General features: G+C 71.6%; 20 protein-coding genes. 9 read left to right on the top strand and 11 right to left on the bottom strand.

Features of this window, described 5'->3' with window-relative positions:
- Positions 1-55 precede the first annotated feature (55 nt).
- From hutH to F603_RS0107605, 3 genes are all read left to right on the top strand, one after another.
- Positions 56-1,630: a histidine ammonia-lyase gene (gene hutH / locus F603_RS0107615; protein WP_019545416.1), complete on the top strand. Its 1,575-nt coding sequence runs from the start codon at positions 56-58 to the stop codon at positions 1,628-1,630.
- 549 nt (positions 1,631-2,179) lie between these two features.
- Positions 2,180-2,389: a hypothetical protein gene (locus tag F603_RS0107610; protein ID WP_245600709.1), complete on the top strand. Its 210-nt coding sequence runs from the start codon at positions 2,180-2,182 to the stop codon at positions 2,387-2,389.
- A 256-nt stretch (positions 2,390-2,645) separates the two neighbouring features.
- Entirely contained in the window at positions 2,646-3,890 is a 1,245-nt protein-coding gene (locus tag F603_RS0107605; RefSeq protein WP_019545414.1) for a L,D-transpeptidase, read from the top strand.
- Between the two features lie 101 nt (positions 3,891-3,991).
- On the opposite strand, the gene F603_RS0107600 is transcribed toward F603_RS0107605, so the two are convergent.
- From F603_RS0107600 to mca, 4 genes are all read right to left on the bottom strand, one after another.
- On the bottom strand, positions 3,992-4,429 hold the full coding sequence (locus F603_RS0107600; protein ID WP_019545413.1) for an acyl-CoA thioesterase: 438 nt from the start codon (positions 4,427-4,429) through the stop codon (positions 3,992-3,994).
- Positions 4,430-4,585: 156 nt separating this feature from the next.
- On the bottom strand, positions 4,586-5,245 hold the full coding sequence (msrA, locus tag F603_RS0107595; protein WP_019545412.1) for a peptide-methionine (S)-S-oxide reductase MsrA: 660 nt from the start codon (positions 5,243-5,245) through the stop codon (positions 4,586-4,588).
- 37 nt (positions 5,246-5,282) lie between these two features.
- Positions 5,283-5,561 carry an RAMP4 family protein gene (locus F603_RS0107590; RefSeq protein WP_019545411.1) on the bottom strand — a complete coding sequence of 93 codons (279 nt, stop codon included), beginning with the start codon at positions 5,559-5,561 and terminating at the stop codon, positions 5,283-5,285.
- A 4-nt stretch (positions 5,562-5,565) separates the two neighbouring features.
- Positions 5,566-6,441 carry a mycothiol conjugate amidase Mca gene (gene mca / locus F603_RS0107585; protein ID WP_026328221.1) on the bottom strand — a complete coding sequence of 292 codons (876 nt, stop codon included), beginning with the start codon at positions 6,439-6,441 and terminating at the stop codon, positions 5,566-5,568.
- Between the two features lie 182 nt (positions 6,442-6,623).
- On the opposite strand from mca, the gene F603_RS0107580 reads away from it, so the two are divergent.
- Both F603_RS0107580 and greA read left to right on the top strand, forming a co-directional pair.
- Complete coding sequence (locus tag F603_RS0107580; protein WP_019545409.1) at positions 6,624-7,052, top strand: DUF4307 domain-containing protein; 429 nt, start codon at positions 6,624-6,626, stop codon at positions 7,050-7,052.
- Between the two features lie 261 nt (positions 7,053-7,313).
- Positions 7,314-7,811, top strand: coding sequence for a transcription elongation factor GreA (greA, locus tag F603_RS0107575; RefSeq protein ID WP_016907784.1), 498 nt, complete (start codon positions 7,314-7,316; stop codon positions 7,809-7,811).
- 66 nt (positions 7,812-7,877) lie between these two features.
- Here the strand turns inward: greA and F603_RS0107570 are convergent, their stop codons facing one another.
- The 3 genes from F603_RS0107570 to ilvA form a co-directional block, all read right to left on the bottom strand.
- A complete protein-coding gene (locus F603_RS0107570; protein ID WP_019545408.1) occupies positions 7,878-8,735 on the bottom strand; it encodes an ABC transporter permease in 858 nt (285 codons plus the stop codon).
- Positions 8,732-9,733: a daunorubicin resistance protein DrrA family ABC transporter ATP-binding protein gene (locus tag F603_RS0107565; RefSeq protein WP_019545407.1), complete on the bottom strand. Its 1,002-nt coding sequence runs from the start codon at positions 9,731-9,733 to the stop codon at positions 8,732-8,734. Before F603_RS0107565 ends, F603_RS0107570 begins: the two co-directional genes overlap by 4 nt.
- A gap of 251 nt (positions 9,734-9,984) precedes the next feature.
- Positions 9,985-11,220 (bottom strand): threonine ammonia-lyase, encoded by a 1,236-nt coding sequence (gene ilvA, locus F603_RS0107560; RefSeq protein WP_026328220.1) that lies wholly within the window; start codon positions 11,218-11,220, stop codon positions 9,985-9,987.
- Positions 11,221-11,396: 176 nt separating this feature from the next.
- On the opposite strand from ilvA, the gene F603_RS0107555 reads away from it, so the two are divergent.
- From F603_RS0107555 to F603_RS0107545, 3 genes are read left to right on the top strand one after another with little or no spacing between them, the layout of a single operon-like run.
- Positions 11,397-11,966: a MarR family winged helix-turn-helix transcriptional regulator gene (locus tag F603_RS0107555; protein ID WP_425426954.1), complete on the top strand. Its 570-nt coding sequence runs from the start codon at positions 11,397-11,399 to the stop codon at positions 11,964-11,966.
- Positions 11,967-12,009: 43 nt separating this feature from the next.
- The gene (locus F603_RS0107550) at positions 12,010-12,471 is read left to right on the top strand and encodes a sigma factor-like helix-turn-helix DNA-binding protein (protein WP_019545404.1); all 462 of its coding nucleotides are present in this window, start codon (positions 12,010-12,012) and stop codon (positions 12,469-12,471) included.
- Positions 12,468-12,716 carry a hypothetical protein gene (locus F603_RS0107545; RefSeq protein ID WP_019545403.1) on the top strand — a complete coding sequence of 83 codons (249 nt, stop codon included), beginning with the start codon at positions 12,468-12,470 and terminating at the stop codon, positions 12,714-12,716. The genes F603_RS0107550 and F603_RS0107545 overlap by 4 nt, the downstream gene beginning before the upstream one ends.
- A 17-nt stretch (positions 12,717-12,733) precedes the next feature.
- Here F603_RS0107545 and F603_RS0107540 read toward each other — a convergent pair whose 3' ends face one another.
- On the bottom strand, positions 12,734-13,453 hold the full coding sequence (locus F603_RS0107540; protein ID WP_019545402.1) for a DUF981 family protein: 720 nt from the start codon (positions 13,451-13,453) through the stop codon (positions 12,734-12,736).
- Positions 13,454-13,561: 108 nt separating this feature from the next.
- The gene (locus F603_RS0107535) at positions 13,562-14,725 is read right to left on the bottom strand and encodes a cystathionine gamma-synthase (protein WP_019545401.1); all 1,164 of its coding nucleotides are present in this window, start codon (positions 14,723-14,725) and stop codon (positions 13,562-13,564) included.
- Between the two features lie 206 nt (positions 14,726-14,931).
- On the opposite strand from F603_RS0107535, the gene F603_RS0107530 reads away from it, so the two are divergent.
- A complete protein-coding gene (locus F603_RS0107530; protein WP_019545400.1) occupies positions 14,932-16,176 on the top strand; it encodes a hypothetical protein in 1,245 nt (414 codons plus the stop codon).
- 321 nt (positions 16,177-16,497) lie between these two features.
- Here the strand turns inward: F603_RS0107530 and prcB are convergent, their stop codons facing one another.
- Positions 16,498-17,343, bottom strand: coding sequence for a proteasome subunit beta (gene prcB / locus F603_RS0107525; RefSeq protein WP_019545399.1), 846 nt, complete (start codon positions 17,341-17,343; stop codon positions 16,498-16,500).
- Between the two features lie 888 nt (positions 17,344-18,231).
- On the bottom strand, positions 18,232-19,407 hold the full coding sequence (locus F603_RS0107520) for a sensor histidine kinase (RefSeq protein ID WP_019545398.1): 1,176 nt from the start codon (positions 19,405-19,407) through the stop codon (positions 18,232-18,234).
- Positions 19,408-19,457: the final 50 nt, after the last annotated feature.

Below are 19,457 nucleotides of genomic sequence, written 5' to 3'. Positions count from 1 at the left end.
CCGGTGGCCGCCCGGTCGTGACAGCACACCGATTCACTCTCTACTGTTGCTGAATATGGGTATGCACAGCGTGGAGTTGGGCGCCTCGGGGACCACCCCGCGGCAGGTCGTCGCCGTCGCCAGGGAAGGGGCCGAGGTCGCGCTCTCGTCCGAGGCGCTCGCCGCGCTGCGGAGGGCGCGCGGTTTCGTCGACGAACTCGCGGCGAAGCCCGAGCCCGTCTACGGGGTCTCGACGGGCTTCGGGGCGCTCGCCGTCCGGCACATCCCCGGCGACGACGCGGAAGGGGGCGAGGGGCTCCGCACCCGCCTCCAGCGGAACATCGTCCGCTCGCACGCGGCCGGGATGGGCCCGCGCGTCGAGCGCGAGGTCGTCCGCGCGCTGATGTTCCTCCGGCTCAAGACACTCGCCTCCGGGCACACCGGCGTACGCCCCGAGATCGCGGAGGCTATGGCCAAGCTGCTCAACGCCGGGATCGCGCCCGTCGTCCACGAGTACGGCTCGCTGGGCTGCTCCGGGGATCTCGCGCCCCTCTCGCACTGCGCCCTGGTGCTGATGGGCGAGGGCGAAGCGGAGGACGCCGCGGGCACGGTGCGCCCGGCGGCCGAACTCCTCGCCGAACACGGCATCGCGCCGGTGGAGTTGCGCGAGAAGGAAGGTCTCGCGCTTCTCAACGGCACCGACGGGATGCTCGGCATGCTCCTCATGGCCTGCGATGACCTCGCCCGCCTCCTCACCTCGGCCGACATCGCGGCGGCCCTCTCCCTGGAGGCGCTGCTCGGCACCGACCGCGTCCTCGCGCCCGAGCTGCACGCTCTGCGCCCGCACCCGGGGCAGGCCGCGAGCGCCGCCAACATGAGGAAGATCCTCCACGGTTCGGGCCTCACGGGGCAGCACCACCACGACGCCCCCCGCGTCCAGGACGCGTACTCGGTGCGGTGTGCGCCCCAGGTCGCAGGGGCCGCTCGGGACACGCTGGCGCACGCGGTGCTCGTCGCCGAGCGGGAACTCGCCGCTGCCGTGGACAACCCGGTCGTCCTCGACGACGGCCGCGTGGAGTCCAACGGCAACTTCCACGGCGCCCCCGTCGCCTACGTGCTCGACTTCCTCGCCGTACCCGCGGCCGACCTGGCGTCGATCGCCGAGCGCCGCACCGACCGGCTCCTCGACAAGAACCGCTCGCACGGCCTGCCGCCGTTCCTCGCGCGCGATGCCGGCGTCGACTCGGGCCTGATGATCGCTCAGTACACGCAGGCCGCGATGGTCTCCGAGCTGAAGCGGCTCGCCGTGCCCGCCTCCGTCGACTCGGTGCCGTCCTCCGCGATGCAGGAGGACCACGTCTCGATGGGCTGGTCCGCGGCCCGCAAGCTGCGCACCGCCGTCGACACGCTCTCCCGCGTCCTCGCCGTCGAGCTCTACGCCGCGACCCGAGCCCTCGAACTCCGCACCGAGACGACGGGCTCCTCCCCTTCCCCCGCCTCCCGCGCCGTCCTCCACGCCCTGCGCGAGTCGGGCGTGCCGGGCCCGGGCGAAGACCGCTTCCTCGCCCCGGACTTGGAGGGCGCGGAGCGTTTCGTACGCACCGGCGCACTCGTGGCCGCGGCGGAGGAGGCGGTGGGGGAGCTCGCCTGAGGGCCCGTTCCGTGGCCCGAAGTACCGCGCTGACCCCGGCATCGTGCAGCGCGTCGGCGTCTCGCTGCACGGACTCGCGGGCGTCGGCGGGGGCCGCGGCCGGGGTGGACGGCGAAGCCGCCGCGACGAGCGCCATGACAGTGGCGGAAAGGCATAGACGGCGAGCATGACCCGAGCGTAGGAACGGCTCGGTGAGGCCGCCGTGCAGACTGCTCCCTGCCTCCTCGGGTGCCGACCTCATGGACGGCCGGGTACGCGGGGCGGTCGGCGCGGCAGCGTGAGCCGACGCCAACTGCCCTGTGAGCGGCAGTCGTTGTAGACAACCCTGACATGGCGCCTGCTCAAGCGCAGCCGCACGCCGCTGTCAGGAGTCCGCCCGTCCCGCCCGGCGACCGTCGCAGTGATGCTCCGTCAACTCCCCGCGGATCACAGGACGAACGGGCGGAATCGCGGGTTCCCCTCATGCGGAGCGAGTAAGTAACATCGGTGCGCGGAAAGCTCGTTCGTCGCGCTCGCGGCGGTTCCCTCGCAACTCGGAAGGTGCTCTTCGTGCCCGGAGTCGGACCCTCGACCCTGCAGACCCACCGTCGTCCGCTGCTCACCGCCGCGGTCTCCGGGGGGCTGCTCCTCGCGCTGTGGTTCGTTCCCTCCGCCGACGCCACCCCTGACGGCGCCCGCGCACCAGGTTCGGACCACGGCGTGAACCAGACCGTCGACAGAGGCGAGGCCGGCGAGACCACCGCCGACTACCGTGGCTGAGGGCGGGGTCCGCCCGACGCTGTAGTGCCCGTATATGTACGGGAGTTACCCGAATGTCTGTTTCGGCGGCTTTGACGGCATGGGCGATTTCCTCGTGTGAGCAGTGTCCTACTGCACAGTTTCGAGGGAAGTGGAACCGGTCATACGCCGCTTGCGTTTCGATGTGTAGAGGTGTGCTGTGGATGTCCGTTTCGTCGGCGTCAGAGTGTGCGCAGCCTTTCGGGTTCCAAGGTCTTCGGACACACGGGAGAGGTCAGTGACGACGGTGGGGAAGTACCGCAAGGGTCTCGCGGCCGTGGCCGTGCTGCTCGGCGGTACGTTGACGTTGAGCGGGTGCGGTCTGTTCGGCGGCGACGACGATTCCGGCGGAAAGTCGGAGATGTCCGGCAACGATGACGGCAAGGGCGGGGAGAACGCCTCCGAGGCTCGAATAAAAATCTCGGCCAAGGACGGGTCCGACAGCGCCAGCATCAACACCGGCGGAGACGTCAAGGTGAGCAAGGGCGCACTCGTCCGCGTCACGATGAAGGCCGTGCAGAGCGGCAACACCGTCGAGGGGGAGATGTCCGGGGGCAAGAAGTCCTGGAAGCCCAAGGAGCAGTTGGAGCGCGCCACCAAGTACGAGATCACGGCGACCGCCAAGGACGGTGAGGGCCGCAAGGCCGTCGAGAACTCGACCTTCACCACGGTCTCGCCCGACGACAGCTTCATCGGCACCTACGCGGGCGAGGACGGCGCGACGGTCGGCGTCGGCATGCCCGTCTCGATCACCTTCGACAAGCAGATCACGCAGAAGAAGGCGGTCCAGTCGGCGATCGAGGTGAGCTCCACCAGCGGCCAGGAGGTCGTCGGCCACTGGTTCGGCAACGACCGCCTCGACTTCCGTCCCAAGGACTACTGGAAGCCGAACTCGAAGGTCACCCTCGACATGGAACTCGACGGCGTCCAGGGCGCCAAGGGCATCACCGGCGTCCAGGACACCACGGCGACCTTCACCATCGGCCGCTCGCAGGTGAGCACCGTCGACGCCAAGAGCCACCGGATGAAGGTCGTCAGGGACGGCAAGACCATCAAGGACATCCCGATCTCCGCCGGCAGCAGCAAGAACCCCACCTACAACGGCGAGATGGTGATCTCCGAGAAGCACAAGGAGACGCGGATGGACGGCCAGACGGTCGGCTTCGGCCGCGACGGCGAGGAGGGGTACGACATCGCCGACGTCCCGCACGCCATGCGCCTCTCGACCTCCGGCACCTTCATCCACGGCAACTACTGGGGCGCCCCGTTCGGTTCGGGCAACACCAGCCACGGCTGCGTCGGCCTCAAGGACTCCCGCGGCGCCAACAACAGCTCAACCGACGGTGCCTGGTTCTACGAGAACTCCATGATCGGCGACGTCGTCGTGATGAAGAACTCCCCCGACCGCACCGTTCAGCCGGACAACGGCCTCAACGGCTGGAACATGGACTGGTCGGAGTGGAAGGCCGGCAGCGCCGTCTGACGCGGCGGTCCTGAGCCCGAAGGGGCGGACGACGAGACGGTCCTCGTCGTCCGCCCCTTCGCTCTCCCGGACGTCCGCGGGGGTGTGTGTACGCCCGCGCGCTACTCCTCCACGCCGAGGACCCCGGGGTGCGTGGCGAGCCTCCGCAGCGCCCCCTCAGGGTCGTCGACGAGCCGGCGCCGCTCCAGGTCCAGGAGCCCGCCCTTGGCGGTGACTTCGGTCGCCACCGTCCCGTCCGCCTTGCGCACGCACTGCTCCAGCTCGAAGACCTTCCGGCCCGTCCAGACGAAGGCGCAGCTCACCTCCGTGCGGTCGCCCGCCACCAGCTCGTGCCTGTACTTGAGGGTCGTCTCCAGGACCACGGGCCCCAACCCGCCGGCGACGAGTTCCCGTTGACCGATCCCCGCGGCCCGCAGCAGCGACCAGCGCGCGTGCTCCGCGTACTGGAGATAGACGCTCTGGTTGAGGTGCCCCTGCGTGTCCGTCTCGTACCCCCGCACCTCGACGGGCACCCAGAACGTCTCCGACCGCGACGCCATCGCTCTTCACCTCTCCTTGCCCGCGCCGGGCCCTGAGCCCTGCGCTGTCCCACCGCACACCTGCCGCCGGCCTCGGCGAGCGCGCCCCCGCGCACGAAGGCGCCCGCCCCCGACGCGACCGCCGGGGGCGGTGTCGGAAGCGGGCGTCGGCGGCCTTCAGCCGGCCGAGGCGATCCCCACGGGGCAGCTCACACCCGTGCCGCCGATGCCGCAGTAGCCGGCGGGGTTCTTGTCCAAGTACTGCTGATGAGCAGCTTCGGCACCGTAGAAGGGACGGTCAGCGGCCGGAAGGATCTCGGTGGTGATGGTGCCGAGCCCGGCCTTGTCGAGGACGGACTGGTACGCCTCGCGGGACGTCTCGGCAGCCTGCTGCTGGCCGGCCGAGTGGGTGTAGATCGCCGAACGGTACTGCGTTCCGCGGTCGTTGCCCTGGCGGAAGCCCTGCGTCGGGTCGTGCGACTCCCAGAAGAGCCGCAGCAGCTCGCCGTAGGAGACGACGGCCGGGTCGTAGACGACGCGGACCGCCTCGGCGTGCCCCGTCAGCCCCGAGCAGACCTCCTCGTACGTCGGGTTGGGGGAGTAGCCGCCCTGGTAGCCGACGAGGGTCGTGTACACGCCCTCCGTCTGCCAGAAGACGCGCTCGGCCCCCCAGAAGCAGCCCATGGCGAAGTCGGCGACCTCGGACCCCTCGGGGTAGGGCCCCTGGAGCGGGGTGCCGAGGACGGTGTGCAGCTCGGGGACCGTGAACGCGGGCTCCGGGCGGCCCTTCAGTGCCTCGTCGGGCTCGGGGAGGCGGGGTGTGGTTCCGAACAGCATGGCGCGCTCCTGGTCTGGGTTGCGTCTGGCGATGACGTCAGGTGTCGGTCTTCGGGGACGCCTCCGGGGCCGTGCGCCGGGCGGCGGCGCTCCCTCCGGGTGCCCCCGGGGACGGGGTCGAACCGGCCGGCTGCTCCTCGAAGTCGACCCGCCTCATGTGCGTGGTCATGGACTTCATCAGCAGCCAGACCGCGAGGCCGATCACGGCGAAGACGAGGAAGCCGAGGACTCCGGGCGTGACCTTGGTCTCGTCGAGCTCCTTGGCGAGGGAAGCGAGCTGGAGGGGTGCCGAGTGTGCCGTCTGCATCGCGCTCATGGGCTCAATTCTCCCGGATGCCGGCGAAGAGGTCGCTCTCGGGGAGGGTGGTCTCGACGTGGGACTTGGCGAGCTCGTACTCCTCCGTCGGCCAGACCTCCCGCTGGATCTCCATCGGGATGCGGAACCAGCCGCCGTCGGGGTCGATCTGGGTCGCGTGCGCGATCAGCGCCTTGTCCCTGATCTCGAAGTAGTCGGCGCAGGGGACGTGCGTGGTGAGCGTCCGCTCCAGGCGGTGCGGCATCTTCTCCCAGCGCTCCAGCCACTCGCCGTACGGCGACTCCAGGCCGCGGTCCAGCAGCGCGTGGTGGAGGGCCTCGGTGCGCTGCCGGTTGAAGCCCTGGTTGTAGTAGAGCTTCTGCGGCTGCCACGCCGGGCCGGCCTCCGGGTACTGCTCCGGGTCGCCGGCGGCCTCGAAGGCGATCATCGAGATCTTGTGGGTCATGATGTGGTCGGGGTGCGGGTACCCGCCGTTCTCGTCGTAGGTGGTGATCACCTGCGGGCGGAACTCACGGATGAGGCGGACCAGCGGGGCCGCCGCCTCCGCCGGGTCGTGGAGCGCGAAGCAGCCCTCGGGCAGCGGCGGCAGCGGGTCGCCCTCGGGAAGCCCCGAGTCGACGAAGCCGAGCCACGCCTGCTGGACGCCGAGGATCTCGCGCGCCTCGTCCATCTCCTTCTTGCGGACCTCGTGGATGTGCTCCTCCACGAAGGAGTCCCCCTGCAGCTTGGGGTTGAGGATGGAGCCGCGCTCTCCCCCGGTACAGGTGGCGACCAAGACGTCGACGCCCTCGTCGACGTACTTGGCCATGGTCGCCGCACCCTTGCTCGACTCGTCGTCCGGGTGTGCGTGCACTGCCATCAGTCGCAGCTGCTCAGTCAAGGTTCGATCCCCAGTGGCTCAGTTTTTCCATACGGCCCCGCCTGATGGTGTGCGCGGGCGACTTCTATAGTGACCGACAGCGGGTGCTGTGTATTCCCCCAGCCCCGTTTATCCGCATTCGCCGCCGATCGGTGCCCTCCGTCCGGTGGTGCGGCGAGGGCCGCGCAGGGAGAGGACCGACCATGGCCGACGTTCGTCAACGCGTCCCCGAGGGGCGCTACGGGCGCGCCGGGCGGCCCGCCGAGGGCCGGGTCGAGCGCGAGGCGCGGACCGATCGGCGGTTGAAGATCACCGGCGGGGTGCTCGGCGTCGCGATGGTGGGGCTGATCGTCTGGATCGGCGGGTCCTACCTCGCGGGGGAGGACGTCAGCGGTGAGTTGATCAAGTTCAAGGTCGTCTCCGACGACGCGACCGAGGCGCATCTGGAGGTCCGCAAGGACGCCGGGACGGAGGGCGTCTGCACCGTGCGCGTCCGCTCCGAGGACGGTGCCGAGGTCGGGCGGAAGGACGTGCCCGTCGAGGCGGGGCCTTCCAGAGTCGACACCGTGGCGACGGTCCGTACCGCGGCGCGCGCGACCAGCGCCGAATTGGTGGGATGCAGCGTGCGCTGACGCACGCCGGCCGCGGGCCGGTTCGACGTCGCCGGGTGCGCGGTCCCGGTGTGCGTCGGCGGGTCCGGGGTAAGGTCTCGGCGGGGTTCGGCGTCCGTGTGCCGGAAACCTCGGTCTCGCAGGGGTATGGGGAACCTGCCTGACTGTTCGTCCTTCTTCCCTTTTCCCCACAGATTGTTAAGCTCGTGGTTTCGCCCACCCGTGGATGCAGAACGCCCGGGTAGGGCGTTGCTTTGTACCCAGTACCGACGAGGAGCACCTGTGACCCAGACCAGCGACAACGTCACCTGGCTGACCCAGGAGGCGTACAACCAGCTCAAGGCGGAGCTGGAGTACCTGTCGGGTCCTGCACGCACCGAGATCTCCAAGAAGATCGAGGCGGCCCGTGAAGAGGGGGACCTCCGCGAGAACGGCGGGTACCACGCGGCCAAGGAGGAGCAGGGCAAGCAGGAGCTGCGCGTGCGCCAGCTCCAGCAACTGCTGGAGCACGCCAAGGTCGGCGAGGCCCCCGCGGACGACGGTGTCGTGGAACCCGGCATGGTGGTCACCGTCGCCTTCGACGGCGACGAGGACGACACCCTCACCTTCCTCCTCGCCTCCCGCGAGTACGCCAGCTCGGAGATCGAGACCTACTCTCCGCAGTCCCCGCTGGGCCAGGGCGTGAACGGCAAGTCCGTCGGTACGGACGCGGAGTACGAGCTGCCCAACGGCAAGTTCGCCTCCGTGCGCATCCTGAAGGCCAAGCCCTACCCGGGCTGAGCCACCACGGGAGAGGGGCGGGCCCAGGCGGGGCCCGCCCCTCTCCCGTGCTCGTCCCGCCGACCGTCAGGCGCTCCTGCGGTACTTCCGCACGGCGAGTGTCCGGAAGACGGCGATGATCAGCACCGACCAGATCAGCGACGCGAGCGCCGGGTGCTGCATCGGCCAGGCGTCGGGCGTCGGGTAGTGCGGCGGCAGGTTGCCGAAGAGCTCGCGCCCGGCGACGACCGTGGCGCTGAACGGATTCCACTCGGCGACGTGCTGGAGGAACGCCGGCATGTTCTGCGAGGGGACGAAGGCGACCGAGATGAAGGTCAGCGGGAAGAGCCAGACCAGGCCCCCGGACGTGGCCGCCTCGGGTGAGCGGACGGAGAGCCCGATGAGGGCGCCGATCCAGGTGAAGGCGTAGCCGAGGAGAAGCAGCAGTCCGAAGCCGGCGAGCGCCTTCGGAATGCCGGCGTGCACGCGCCAGCCGACGAGCAGTGCGACGATCGCCAGGACGACGAGGGTGAGCGCCGTCTGGAGTGCGTCGGCGAGGGTGCGCCCCGTGAGCACCGCGCCGCGCGCCATGGGGAGCGAGCGGAAGCGGTCGATCAGGCCCTTGCTCATGTCGGCGGCGAGCCCCGCGCTGGAGCCGGCGGTGGCGAAGGTGACGGTCTGCGCGAAGATGCCGGCCATCAGGAACTCGCGGTAGGCGGCGGCGTCGAGGCCGGCGCCGGGGATCTGGATGGAGCCGCCGAAGACGTAACTGAAGAGCACGACGAACATGATCGGCTGGAAGAGCGCGAAGAGGATCGTCTCGGGGATGCGGACCATCCCCAGCAGGTTGCGCTTGGCGACGACGAGCGAGTCCCGGACGGACTGGGCCGGCCCCCCTCTCCCGCGGGGTGCCGTGCTGGTGAAGGTCGGTGCGATGTCCGTCACTTGGGCTCCTCCCCTGAGGTTTCCCCGCCCGGCTGCGCGCCCTCGGCCGTGGCGTGGCCCGTGAGGGAGATGAAGACGTCGTCGAGGGTGGGGCGGCGCAGGCCGATGTCGTCGATCTCGATGGCGGCCGCCTCCAGGTCGCGGATGACTTCGGCGAGGAGCTTGGTGCCGCCGCTCACCGGGACCGTCAGCCGGCGGGTCTGCCGCTGAACGGTGACGGAGCCCTGGCCGGGGCCGTGGAGGGCGTGGCGGTCGAGGAGTTCGGCGGCGCGCGTGAGGTCGGCCTGGGCGTGGACGACCGTCTCGACGCGTTCGCCGCCGGTGCGCGCCTTGAGCTCGTCCGAGGTGCCCCTGGCGATGACGCGGCCGTGGTCGACGACGGCGACGGCGTGGGCCAGGTGGTCGGCCTCCTCCAGGTACTGGGTGGTGAGGAGGAGCGTGGTGCCGCCGGCGACGAGGTCCTCGATCACCTCCCAGAGCGCCTGCCTGTTGCGCGGGTCGAGCCCCGTGGTCGGCTCGTCCATGAACATCACGGGCGGATGGACGACGAGTGCGGCGGCGAGGTCGAGGCGGCGCCGCATGCCGCCCGAGTAGGTCTTCGCGGTGCGGTCGGCGGCGTCGGCGAGGTCGAACTGGTCGAGGAGTTCCTCGGCTCTTCGCTTCGCCTGCCGCGCGGGCATCTGGTAGAGCCTGCCGACCATGTCGAGGTTCTCCCGTCCGGTGAGGTACTCGTCGACGGCGGCGAACTGGCCGGAGACGCCGATGGACCGGCGGACCTCCGTCGGGTCCTTGAGGACGTCGACTCCTGCGACGGAAGCCGTGCCGCTGTCCGGGGTGAGCAGGGTGGTGAGGATGCGGACGGCGGTGGTCTTGCCGGCGCCGTTCGGGCCGAGCAGGCCGAGGACGGTGCCCTGGGGGACGTCGAGATCGACGCCGTCGAGTGCCGTCACGTCGCCGAAGGTCTTGACGAGGCCCTCGGCGTGAATTGCGCCTGGCATAAGGGACTCCAGTGGGAAGGGGGCGGTGGGGTGGAGAGCGCACCGAGTGCGCCGAGACGCGGGCGGGCAGCACGCGGTGGCGGTCGCGCGGTCGCCGGCATGGTTCCCCCTCCCCCGTCTCCCGTATCGGCCGATCCAGGGCACGGCCGAGGGCGGCGTACGGCCGGGGGCCGTCGCCGGAGACCACTATGAGGGACGCGATGTATCGCGTCAACGGGGTTGCGACAGTCGTGAGTTGGAAGGCTCCCGGCTCAGCTCACCACCCGGTATCCGGCGGCCCGCAGCGAGGAGGCGACGTCGACGCAGTGCTCGGGGCCCTTCGTCTCCAGGTGCACCTCGACCTCGGCCTCGTCGAGGCCGAGCCGCGGATCGGTGCGGGTGTGGCCGACGTCGAGGACGTTCGCGTCCACTTCGGAGAGCTTCCGCAGCAGCGCCGCGAGCGCGCCGGGCCGGTCGGTGAGGCGCAGGCGCAGGGAAAGGTACCGTCCGGCCGCCGCCATGCCGTGCCGCAGGGTGCGCTGGAGGACGAGCGGGTCGACGTTGCCGCCGGAGAGCACGGCGACGACCGGACCTTCGAATCCGCGCGGATCGTGGAGGAGGGCGGCGACCGGGGAAGCCCCGGCCGGCTCGACCACGAGCTTCGCCCGCTCCAGGCAGAGCAGCAGCGCACTGGAGAGGTCGTTCTCCGAGACGGTGCGCACCTCGTCGACGTACTCCTCGACGAGTGCGAAGGGAACGCCTCCGGGCCGGCCGACCTTGATCCCGTCGGCCATCGTCGAGACCTGCTCCAGTGCCACCGGGTGCCCGGCCGCAAGAGAGGGCGGGTAGGCGGCGGCTCCCTCGGCCTGCACGCCGACGACGCGCACTTCGGGCCGAACCGCCTTCGCCGCGACGGCGATCCCGGCCGCGAGCCCGCCGCCGCCGACGCCGACGACGATCGTCCGCACCTCCGGGCACTGCTCGACGATCTCCAGGCCCACCGTTCCCTGGCCCGCGACGACGTCCGGGTGGTCGAAGGGGTGGATGAAGACGGCGCCCGTCTCCTCCGCGTACGCCTGCGCGGCGTGCAGCGTCTCGTCGACGACCTGGCCGTGCAGACGCACCCGGGCGCCGTACTCGCGGGTGGCGGCCACCTTGGGGAGCGGGGCGCCGACGGGCATGAAGACGGTCGAGGCGACGCCGAGGAGCGAGGCGGCGAGGGCGACGCCCTGCGCGTGGTTGCCTGCGCTCGCGGCGACGACGCCGCGGGAGCGCTCCCCGGCGCTGAGCCCTGCGATCCGCGCGTAGGCGCCGCGGAGCTTGAACGATCCCGTGCGCTGGAGGTTCTCGCATTTGAAGAGGACGGGGGAGCCGACGAGCGAGCTGAGGTGGCGGCTTCCCTCCAAAGCTGTGGTGCGCGAGACGGAGGTCAGGGTCTTCTGCGCACGTCGAACGTCGTCCAGAGTTACTGAGGGAGCACTTCCGCTCCCGGCGGTGCCAGCGGCCATGAGCCCAGTCTCGCAGTCGAGTTGAGGGGGCCGGCCGTCCCCGGGCAATCTGTGGGACCTCCGCTCCGAGCGCGGAGGTACGCGGAATGGCCCAGCCGCGTACCCTGTTCGTCAACCACGGTCATACAAAATTCTGTCCCTGACAGGAAAATCTCAGAGAAGCGAGCACCCCGGCCATGCCCACTCCTTCGGACATGACGACTCACCTCACCGACGACCACGCCGACCCCGACACCGCCGACGCCGCAGCGGAGGAGTCCGACGAGATCGCAGCCGAGCAGGCCGAGGTGCTGGTGACGCTCCAGCATCAGGTCGCCGTCTTCGCCCGCCGTGCCGAGCAGACGCGCCTCGGCGGGCTCGGCCCGCTGCGCAACTCGATGGACAGGGCCGCCTACCTGCTCCTCAACCGTCTGCACCGCGAGGGCCCGATGGGGGTCAAGGCACTCGCCGCGGGGATGCGCATCGACTCCTCGACGGTCACCCGCCAGGTGGCGCCGCTCGTCGAGGCCGGCCTCGTGAGCCGGGCGACCGACCCGGAGGACGGCAGGGCCGTGGTGCTGAAGCTCTCCGAGAAGGGCCTGGAGCGTCTCCACGACGTCCGCACCTCGCGCCGCGACCTGATGGGGGTCCTCACCAAAGAGTGGAGCGAGGAGGAGGTGGCCGAGTTCTGCTCGTTGCTCACGAGGTTCAACACGGCGCTCTCCGACATCCGCCCCTCGACCGCGCCAGGCGCTCCGACCTCTTGATTTGATCAGCGCGCCTGCCGTCCCATAGCCGCAGGGAGGCGCGGTGAGCCGGGGACGAAGACGCCAAGCGCAGCGCCACGCCCGCGAGTTCGACGCGTTCGTCGCGGGCGCCGGCGGGCGACTGCTGCACGCTGCCGTGCTCCTCACGGGCGAGCCGCCGGCGCGCGCCCCCGCGGCCGAGCGCCTCCTCGTCTCCGCACTGGCGAGGACGTACGCGGACTGGGCGCGGCTGCGCGGCGACGACCCGTACGAGCACACCCGGCAGGAGCTCGCGGCCCGCTTCGCGCGGCAGCGCCGGCGCCATCGCCGGGCGGAGGGCGGCGTCCTCTCCCGGCTGCCCCCGCAGGAGCGTCTGGTGGTCGTCCTCCGCCACGGCGAGGGAGTCGCCGAGGAGCAGGCGGCCGCCGGGCTGGGGCTTCCGCCCGAGCGGGTGCGCGCGCTCTGCGAGAGGGGGATGGCGGCGGCGCTTAGCCGGCCGCGCGATCCCGTCGGGGACGCGGCGTGAGCCTGCCGGACCGCAAGGAGACCGAGGTGCGGCTGCTGCTGCGGCAGTCCGTCCACCCGGTGGTGCCGCCGGACCTCGCGCTGCGCGCGGCCGTCGCGGGGGAGCGGCTGCTGCGTCGCAGGAGGGCGCTGCTCGCCCTGGTGTGGGCCGTGGTGCTCTTCCTCGTCTGCGGTGCGGCGGTGTGGCTCTCGATCGAGCAGCCGTGGGCGGGGGCGCCGGAGACGACGCCGACCGTCGACTGGTGACGCGAACGGGCGCCCTTTCACATGGTGTTGACGATGAGGCCGATGTGCGTGAAGTAGTTGAGCGCGCCGAAGAGGAGGAAGAGCGCACCGGAGATCGTCCACGCCGCGCCCGTCACCTTCGCGAGCCACCCGGCGCGTGCACTGCGCAGCACGAAGGGGAAGAGGACGGCACCGATCCCGACGAGCACGTAGAGCCCCGAGATGAAGCTCGCCTCCAGCACCGGGTAGTCGGCGAACTCGCCCGAGATCGGCTCCTCGGGAGGCGCGGCGAAGAGCGTGTACTTCCACCCGGCCGCCGCGATGCCGAAGCAGGCGAGCCCCATGCCGAAGACGAACACGGAGACGGGCCCCGCGAGCACGGCGGCGCCCGTCCGCGTGCCCGCGTCACCTGCCGCCTCGGTGAGCGTGCCGCCCCGCTTCCACAGGAAGAACGCGGCGGTGGAGAGCAGCACCCCGAAGGCGAGTGCCGGTTCGCCGAAGATGATGTTGTCGAACGGGAACCCCTGCCCGGCCAGCGGCCAGGTCAGCGTCATGTGGAGCCCCGTCACGACGAGGAGGAACCCGAGCGCGCCGAAGGCGAGCGCCCAGCTCTCGGCGACGACCCGGCGGCCGGTCAGCAGACGGAAGCCGAGCGCGACGACGAGCAGCAGGCCGGCGCCGGCTGCGACGGACATGACCGTGTTGTAGGTCGGCATCTTGGTCCAGTCGATCTTGAGACCGTCGGCCGCCAACTCCATAGCGTTCACGAGGCGAACGTAGGCAGGCTCCGCCCCCGGGGCCAGCGGGGCGAGGCATCCGTGTCACGCCGGGCGGGACGGCCCCGCGCGGGGGCCGTCCCCTGCCAACTACACGTCGGCGAGAGCCTGTTGCAGGTCGGCGAGGAGGTCGTCGCCCGACTCGATGCCGACGGAGAGCCGGACGAGGTCCTCGGGCACCTCCAGCGCGGAGCCCGCCGCCGAGGCGTGCGTCATCAGCCCGGGGTGCTCGATCAGCGACTCGACGCCGCCGAGCGACTCGCCGAGGGTGAAGAGCCGGGTGCGGTCGCAGACCCGCACGGCCGCCTGCTCGCCGCCGCGCACCCGGAAGGAGACCATCCCGCCGAAGGCGCGCATCTGCTTCGCCGCCGTCTCGTGTCCCGGGTGGCTCGGCAGCCCCGGGTAGTACACCTCGGTGACCTGCGGGTGCGCGGTGAGCATCTGCGCGATGCGGGAGGCGTTGGCGCAGTGCCGCTCCATGCGCACCGCGAGCGTCTTGACGCCCCGCAGCACGAGCCACGCGTCGAAGGGACCCGCGACGGCGCCCATCGCGTTCTGGTGGAACGCGAGTTGCTCGGCGAGCTCCTCCTCCCGCACGACGAGCGCGCCCCCGACGACGTCCGAGTGCCCGCCCATGTACTTGGTCGTCGAGTGGACGACGACGTCGGCGCCGAGGGCGAGGGGCTGCTGGAGGTAGGGGCTGGCGAAGGTGTTGTCGACGACGAGCCGCGCACCGCTCTCGCGCGCCACGTCGGCGAGCGCGCCGATGTCGGTGATGCCGAGGAGCGGGTTGGACGGCGTCTCGACCCAGATCGCCTTGGTGTTCTCACGGACCGCGGCCCGCACGGACGCGACGTCGCTGGTGTGCGCCACCGACCACTCGACGCCCCACCGCTCGGCGACCTTGGAGAAGAGGCGGAAGGTGCCGCCGTAAGCGTCGTCGGGGATCACGACGTGCTCGCCCGGCTTGAGGAGGGTACGCAGCAGGCAGTCCTCGGCCGCCATGCCGGAGGCGAAGGCCAGGCCGCGCCTGCCGCCCTCCAGCGCTGCGAGGTTCTCCTCCAGCGCCCCTCGGGTCGGGTTCCCCGAGCGGCTGTACTCGTAGCCGCCGCGGAGGCCGCCGACTCCGTCCTGCTTGTACGTGGATACCTGGTAGATCGGTGGTACGACCGCGCCCGTCGCGGGATCCGCCGTCTGTCCCGCGTGGATGGCGAGGGTCTCGAAGCTCTTGTAACTGTCGCGCTGCTCACTCATGCAGCGAGCGTAATGGGCCGTACGGTGTACTCAGGACCGGCCGAGGTCATCGCACCCGGCCGTGTTGACACCGCAAGACGAGCGAGCCGACAGATGTCCGAAATCCGCCTCCAAGGAAGCACCAGCGCCGCCCCGGACGTTGTCCGTGAGGCGCACCCCGGCCGCCGCGCCCCCTGCCGACCCGTACCTCGTGGAGACCCGACGCCATGGAAGCCCTCCTCCTGCTGATCGTCCTGACCGCCGTCGTCGGCCTGGTGATCGCCCCCGCCGTCCGCCGCAGACGGCTCGCGCGCGAGGGCGGCCAGGCCGCCGTACGCGCCGCCGACCCGACGGCGGGGTACGGACTGACCCCGCAGCACGAGCTCGACGTGCGCCTGCCGGGCCCTGACCGCGAGCTGATCGAGGCGCTGGACGAGACGCAGCGCACGGGGGACTGGCGGCCGGTGGGCCGCCTCCTCGCCTTCACGGGGGACGAGTGGGAGCTGCGCTGGCAGCGGGTGCAGTCGATCGCGGGCGCGGCGGCCGTCGAACTCGCCCGCGAGCGGGCGGCGTTGCGCGAAGCGCAGGACGACAACGGCGGCCGCAAGGGGCGCCGTGCGCAGGCGTCGCCGCTGGAGGACTCCGTCCCGGGTCCCTCGAAGGTGTCGTTCACCAAGGGCGAGCCGGCCTCTCCGCCCGAGGGCGGGCTAAGCGGTGCGGCGTGGCTGCGCACCTGGCGCGCGGAGGAGCCGCGCGACCCGGGCGGGGCGCAGGTGTACGCGCAGTTCCTCACCTGGCAGGCGCTCGCCGACGACTCGGCCGACCGGCAGATCGTCCTGGAGGAGGCGCGGAACGTCTGCAAGGACGCGCAGCGGCTCCAGGCCGACGATCCGACCCCGTACGTCACCGAGCTGGTGCTCGCGCGCCATCTCGGCTACCGCAAGGCGGACTTCGAGTCCCTCTGGGCGACGGTGCGCCGCCACGCCCCCGACCACATGGGCGCCCACCTCGCGGCGCTGCCGTACTGGTCGCAGCAGTGGGCCGGCTCCAAGGAGGAGGCCGACGCCTTCGCGCAGACGGCAGCGAGCCACGCGACACAGGGCAGTCTCCTCCCCGCGCTGCCGCTCTTCGCCGTCCACGACCACCTGCCCGACGTGAACATGGTGCGCGGGCTCTACCAGAGCGCCGAGATCGAACGGGCCATCGAGGCCGCCGAATTCGCCGTCGACCAGGCGCCGGAGGACCACCCGGTACGCCCCCACGTCCTGCACCTGCTCGTCTGGTTCCTCGTGCGTGCCGAGCGCTACGGCGAGGCGATCGACGCCGTGCAGGTCGTCGACGGCTACGTCGGCGCGCTCCCGTGGGCGGGCGCCCCCGACCCGGCCGCCGAGTACGCCGCGTACCGCGCCCTTGCCCTCGCCGGCTGGGAGGCGACAGGGGGAGCCAGGACCGAGCAGCCGCCGAGCGCCTGAGCCTGCGGGGTCTCCGCACCGCCGGGCGGAGGCGTGGAGACGTGCCGGTGCGGGAGTTCCGCGCGGGTGGCGCCGAGGCGCTGGTGAGTACCCGCCTCGCCGGTGAAAGCGCGGGCGGCGTGCGTACGCAGGCGGTACGGAAGCGGGCGCCTCGGCTGATGCCGGGCATGGACGGGCGTTCCAAGGGAGGGGCGTCCGTTGCGCCGTCGTTCGGACTCGGCCGGCGTTCGTCGTGCAGGTGCGGCGCTTCCGAGAACACGGGAACCGGCCGACCCGGAGGTCGGCCGGTTCCCGTGCACCGGCTCCCAGGCCGGGGCGGCGTCAGAGCACCGGTGCCTGGGGCCCGTTGGGAGACTCCATGCGGTTGTCGACGACCGACTGTGCGACGGAAGTGATCTCGTCCTGGGAGAGCTGGCGGTACCCCTCGTCGGTGACGAGGGCGACGAGGGGGAACAGGCGGCGGGCGAGGTCGGGGCCGCCCGTGGCCGAGTCGTCGTCGGCGGCGTCGTAGAGCGCCTGGACCGCCGCGGTGACGACGTCGTTCTCCGACATCCCCGGCCGGTAGAGCTTCTTCAGCGAGCCGCGCGCGTACACGGAACCCGAGCCGGTGGCGGCGAAGCCCGTCTCCTCCGTGCGGCCGCCGGTGACGTCGTAGGTGAAGATGCGGCCGCACTCGCGGTCGAGGTCGTAGCCGGCGAGGATCGGCACCACGGCCAAGCCCTGCATGGCCATGGCGAGGTTGCCGCGGACCATGGTGGTCAGCCGGTTGGCCTTGCCGACGAGGGAGAGCGCCGTGCCCTCGATCTTCTCGTAGTGCTCCAGCTCCAGTTGGAAGAGCTTCACCAGCTCGACGGCGAGGCCGGCCGTGCCCGCGATGGCGACGGCCGCGTGCTCGTCCGCGGGGAAGACCTTCTCGTACTCGCGGTGCGCGATGACGTTCCCCATCGTCACCCGGCGGTCGCCCGCGACCAGCACCCCGTCCGCGTAGGTGACCGCGACGATCGTGGTGCCGTGCGGTGCCTGGAACTCACCTTCCACGCGCGGCAGCTCACGGTGCGAGGGGACCAGCTCGGGGGCCTGCGCGGAGAGGAAGTCCAGGAAGGACGACGTTTCAGAGGCCGTGAAGGCGGCGGGCAGGCCACCGCTGGGGTTCGGTTGAGGACTCATCACAATCCTTCCTTGACGCGAGAGAAGCACGGAACGCGTCCGTGGACGTGCCTCCGCCTGCCGCACTTTACCCGCGCCTCCTCGCGGTTACGCCATGAAATCACTCACCGCGTCCGTGGCCGAAAGACGCCTGCACGCATCCGGACTGTCGAGGAAGTGCCACCGCCAGCCTCGCGGTCGTGGCCGCTGGTGCGGCGAGCCTCCCCGCAGGTGGGGGCTCGCATGCCGGCGCTCGCCTTCCCGGACGAGCCCGGTTCCCCGACGCTCTTCTCGCCCCTCGCCGAGGCGACGCGCCACCGGTGGTCTCGACACCGACCGCGACGGACGGCGCCGCGGACCCACTCCGCACGCACACCCAGGCAGGCCGGTGGTACATCACGGTGAGGAGGCCGGGAGCCCTGCGGCTCGACCGCGTCGCAGGCGCAAGGCTCTGCCGGTCTTCTTCGAAGCTCCTCCGGAACCCGGTCCGGCAGAGTGCGTGCCGGCGGGTCGCGCCACGGCCGGATACCGGTACCGGCCGGGTCCGCGGGCAATCGAGCAGGCTCCGCTTGCCTGTCGCCTCGGGACGTTGGAGGAGGACGGGCCTGCCGGGCGGGGCGGGGCCACCGAGCGCCGACTGCGCGACGAAATCCGTGCCGAGCGGTTCGACCGGCTGCCTCCGAGCCCCGCCGCTCTGGGCCGGCCCTTCGTCGTCGAGCGTGCGGGACCTCGTCGGTGCGCTCGCCGACCGTTCCGTGTCGTACGCGCGGACGAACAGGCCGATGCCCTCACCGACTGCCGCGTGTGGACGCGAACCGCCCGTCGGGGGAGGCGCCACCCCTCAGGGCGTCGCCAACAGCCGTCGGCCGACCGGGCCTGACAGTCCCGGACGAAACCCGGGGCGGCTGGTCACGTCCGGCCGCCGGCGGGTATACGCGCCCGTACGACGAACCCGCCACCTTCCCGGCCGCCCGCGCTGAAGTCGCCGCCCAGCACGTCGACTCGTTCGCGGAGGCCGGCGAGGCCACGTCCGCTGCCGCCGGGAGAGGGGAAGCGGAAGCGGGCGTCGTCCGTGCCGACCTCCACGGTGATCTCGGCCGGGCCACGGTGCACCCGGACCGAAGTGCGGCTGCCGTAGGCGTACTTGAGCGCGTTGGTGAGGGACTCCTGTACCACCCGGTACGCCAGTTCGTCGCCGACCGTCGACTCGGCGGGCGTGCCTTCCTCGCTCAACTCCACCGGCTGGCCGGCGCGGTGCGTCTGCTCCACGAGGGCGCGGAGCTTGCCGGCCGGGGGCGTTCCGATCTCCGTTCCGGTGCCGTTGCGGTGGGCGGTGCGGTGGTCCGGGTTGAGGAGATCGAGCAGGTGACGCAGGTCGCCGATGGCGTGCCGGCCGGTGTCGGTGACGGCGTCGAGGGTCTGGTCGAGGCGTTCGGGCGTCCCGGTCAGGTAGCGGGCCGCCTCCGCCTGCACGACCATGGCCGTCACATGGTGGGTCACCACGTCGTGGAGTTCCCTTGCAATACGGGTGCGTTCGGCGGTGCGCGTCTCGTCGGCGACGCGGCGGCGGCGCGCGGCCTCCTCGGCCCGAGTGGAGCGCAGTCGCACCCCGATGCCCCACGCGAGGGCCACCGCAGCGAAGAACGTCACGAACGTTCCGAGCCCTTCACCCGAGCCGAGCCGATCGAGCGCAACCGCCAACGGCACGTACGCCAGGGCGAGGAGGACGAACGTGGGGCGCCGATGACGGTCCAGGTGCACCCCCGCACTCAGCACTGCGATGGGCAGCCCGCTCCCGGCGAAGGTGTGGTACCCCCGTAGCTGGTCGACGGCGAAGCCGAGCACGACCAGCAGGACGCAGGCGAGCGGCCACCGGCGCCGCAGCGCCAGCGGCAGGCATTGCAGGGCGATCGCCGCGACGGCCAGCGTGTCGAAGGGGCGGTCCGGCACGCCGCCGAGCTGCGTCCCGTTGTTGTGCAGCGACGGCAGGAGCGAGGCGACCAGGAACGGCAGCCCCAACGGGAGGTCCCGGACCGTGACGGGGAGCCGCCGCCACAGTTCCCGGAGCCTACGCGGACTCGTCATCGCACAAACCCGACGTCGGTATCCATCCGCTCCCGCAGTGCGCCGCGGCG

The organism is Streptomyces sulphureus DSM 40104 (assembly GCF_000381025.1).
Taxonomy (GTDB): Bacteria; Actinomycetota; Actinomycetes; order Streptomycetales; family Streptomycetaceae; genus Streptomyces; species Streptomyces sulphureus.
Note: the sequence above shows the minus strand (reverse complement) of the source record. Positions and strands in the feature narration are given on the sequence as shown.

Excerpts from the sequence above, each read along its gene's own strand:
- hutH (WP_019545416.1), top strand. The coding sequence starts at position 56 with ATGGGTATGCACAGCGTGGAGTTGGGCGCCTCGGGGACCACCCCGCGG.
- F603_RS0107600 (WP_019545413.1), bottom strand. The coding sequence starts at position 4,429 with ATGGCGTCGCGGTCGGAGACGTTCTGGGTGCCCGTCGAGGTGCGGGGG.
- msrA (WP_019545412.1), bottom strand. The coding sequence starts at position 5,245 with ATGCTGTTCGGAACCACACCCCGCCTCCCCGAGCCCGACGAGGCACTG.
- F603_RS0107590 (WP_019545411.1), bottom strand. The coding sequence starts at position 5,561 with ATGAGCGCGATGCAGACGGCACACTCGGCACCCCTCCAGCTCGCTTCC.
- F603_RS0107580 (WP_019545409.1), top strand. The coding sequence starts at position 6,624 with ATGGCCGACGTTCGTCAACGCGTCCCCGAGGGGCGCTACGGGCGCGCC.
- F603_RS0107565 (WP_019545407.1), bottom strand. The coding sequence starts at position 9,733 with ATGCCAGGCGCAATTCACGCCGAGGGCCTCGTCAAGACCTTCGGCGAC.
- ilvA (WP_026328220.1), bottom strand. The coding sequence starts at position 11,220 with ATGGCCGCTGGCACCGCCGGGAGCGGAAGTGCTCCCTCAGTAACTCTG.
- F603_RS0107555 (WP_425426954.1), top strand. The coding sequence starts at position 11,397 with ATGCCCACTCCTTCGGACATGACGACTCACCTCACCGACGACCACGCC.
- F603_RS0107540 (WP_019545402.1), bottom strand. The coding sequence starts at position 13,453 with ATGGAGTTGGCGGCCGACGGTCTCAAGATCGACTGGACCAAGATGCCG.
- F603_RS0107535 (WP_019545401.1), bottom strand. The coding sequence starts at position 14,725 with ATGAGTGAGCAGCGCGACAGTTACAAGAGCTTCGAGACCCTCGCCATC.
- F603_RS0107530 (WP_019545400.1), top strand. The coding sequence starts at position 14,932 with ATGGAAGCCCTCCTCCTGCTGATCGTCCTGACCGCCGTCGTCGGCCTG.
- prcB (WP_019545399.1), bottom strand. The coding sequence starts at position 17,343 with ATGAGTCCTCAACCGAACCCCAGCGGTGGCCTGCCCGCCGCCTTCACG.
- F603_RS0107520 (WP_019545398.1), bottom strand. The coding sequence starts at position 19,407 with ATGACGAGTCCGCGTAGGCTCCGGGAACTGTGGCGGCGGCTCCCCGTC.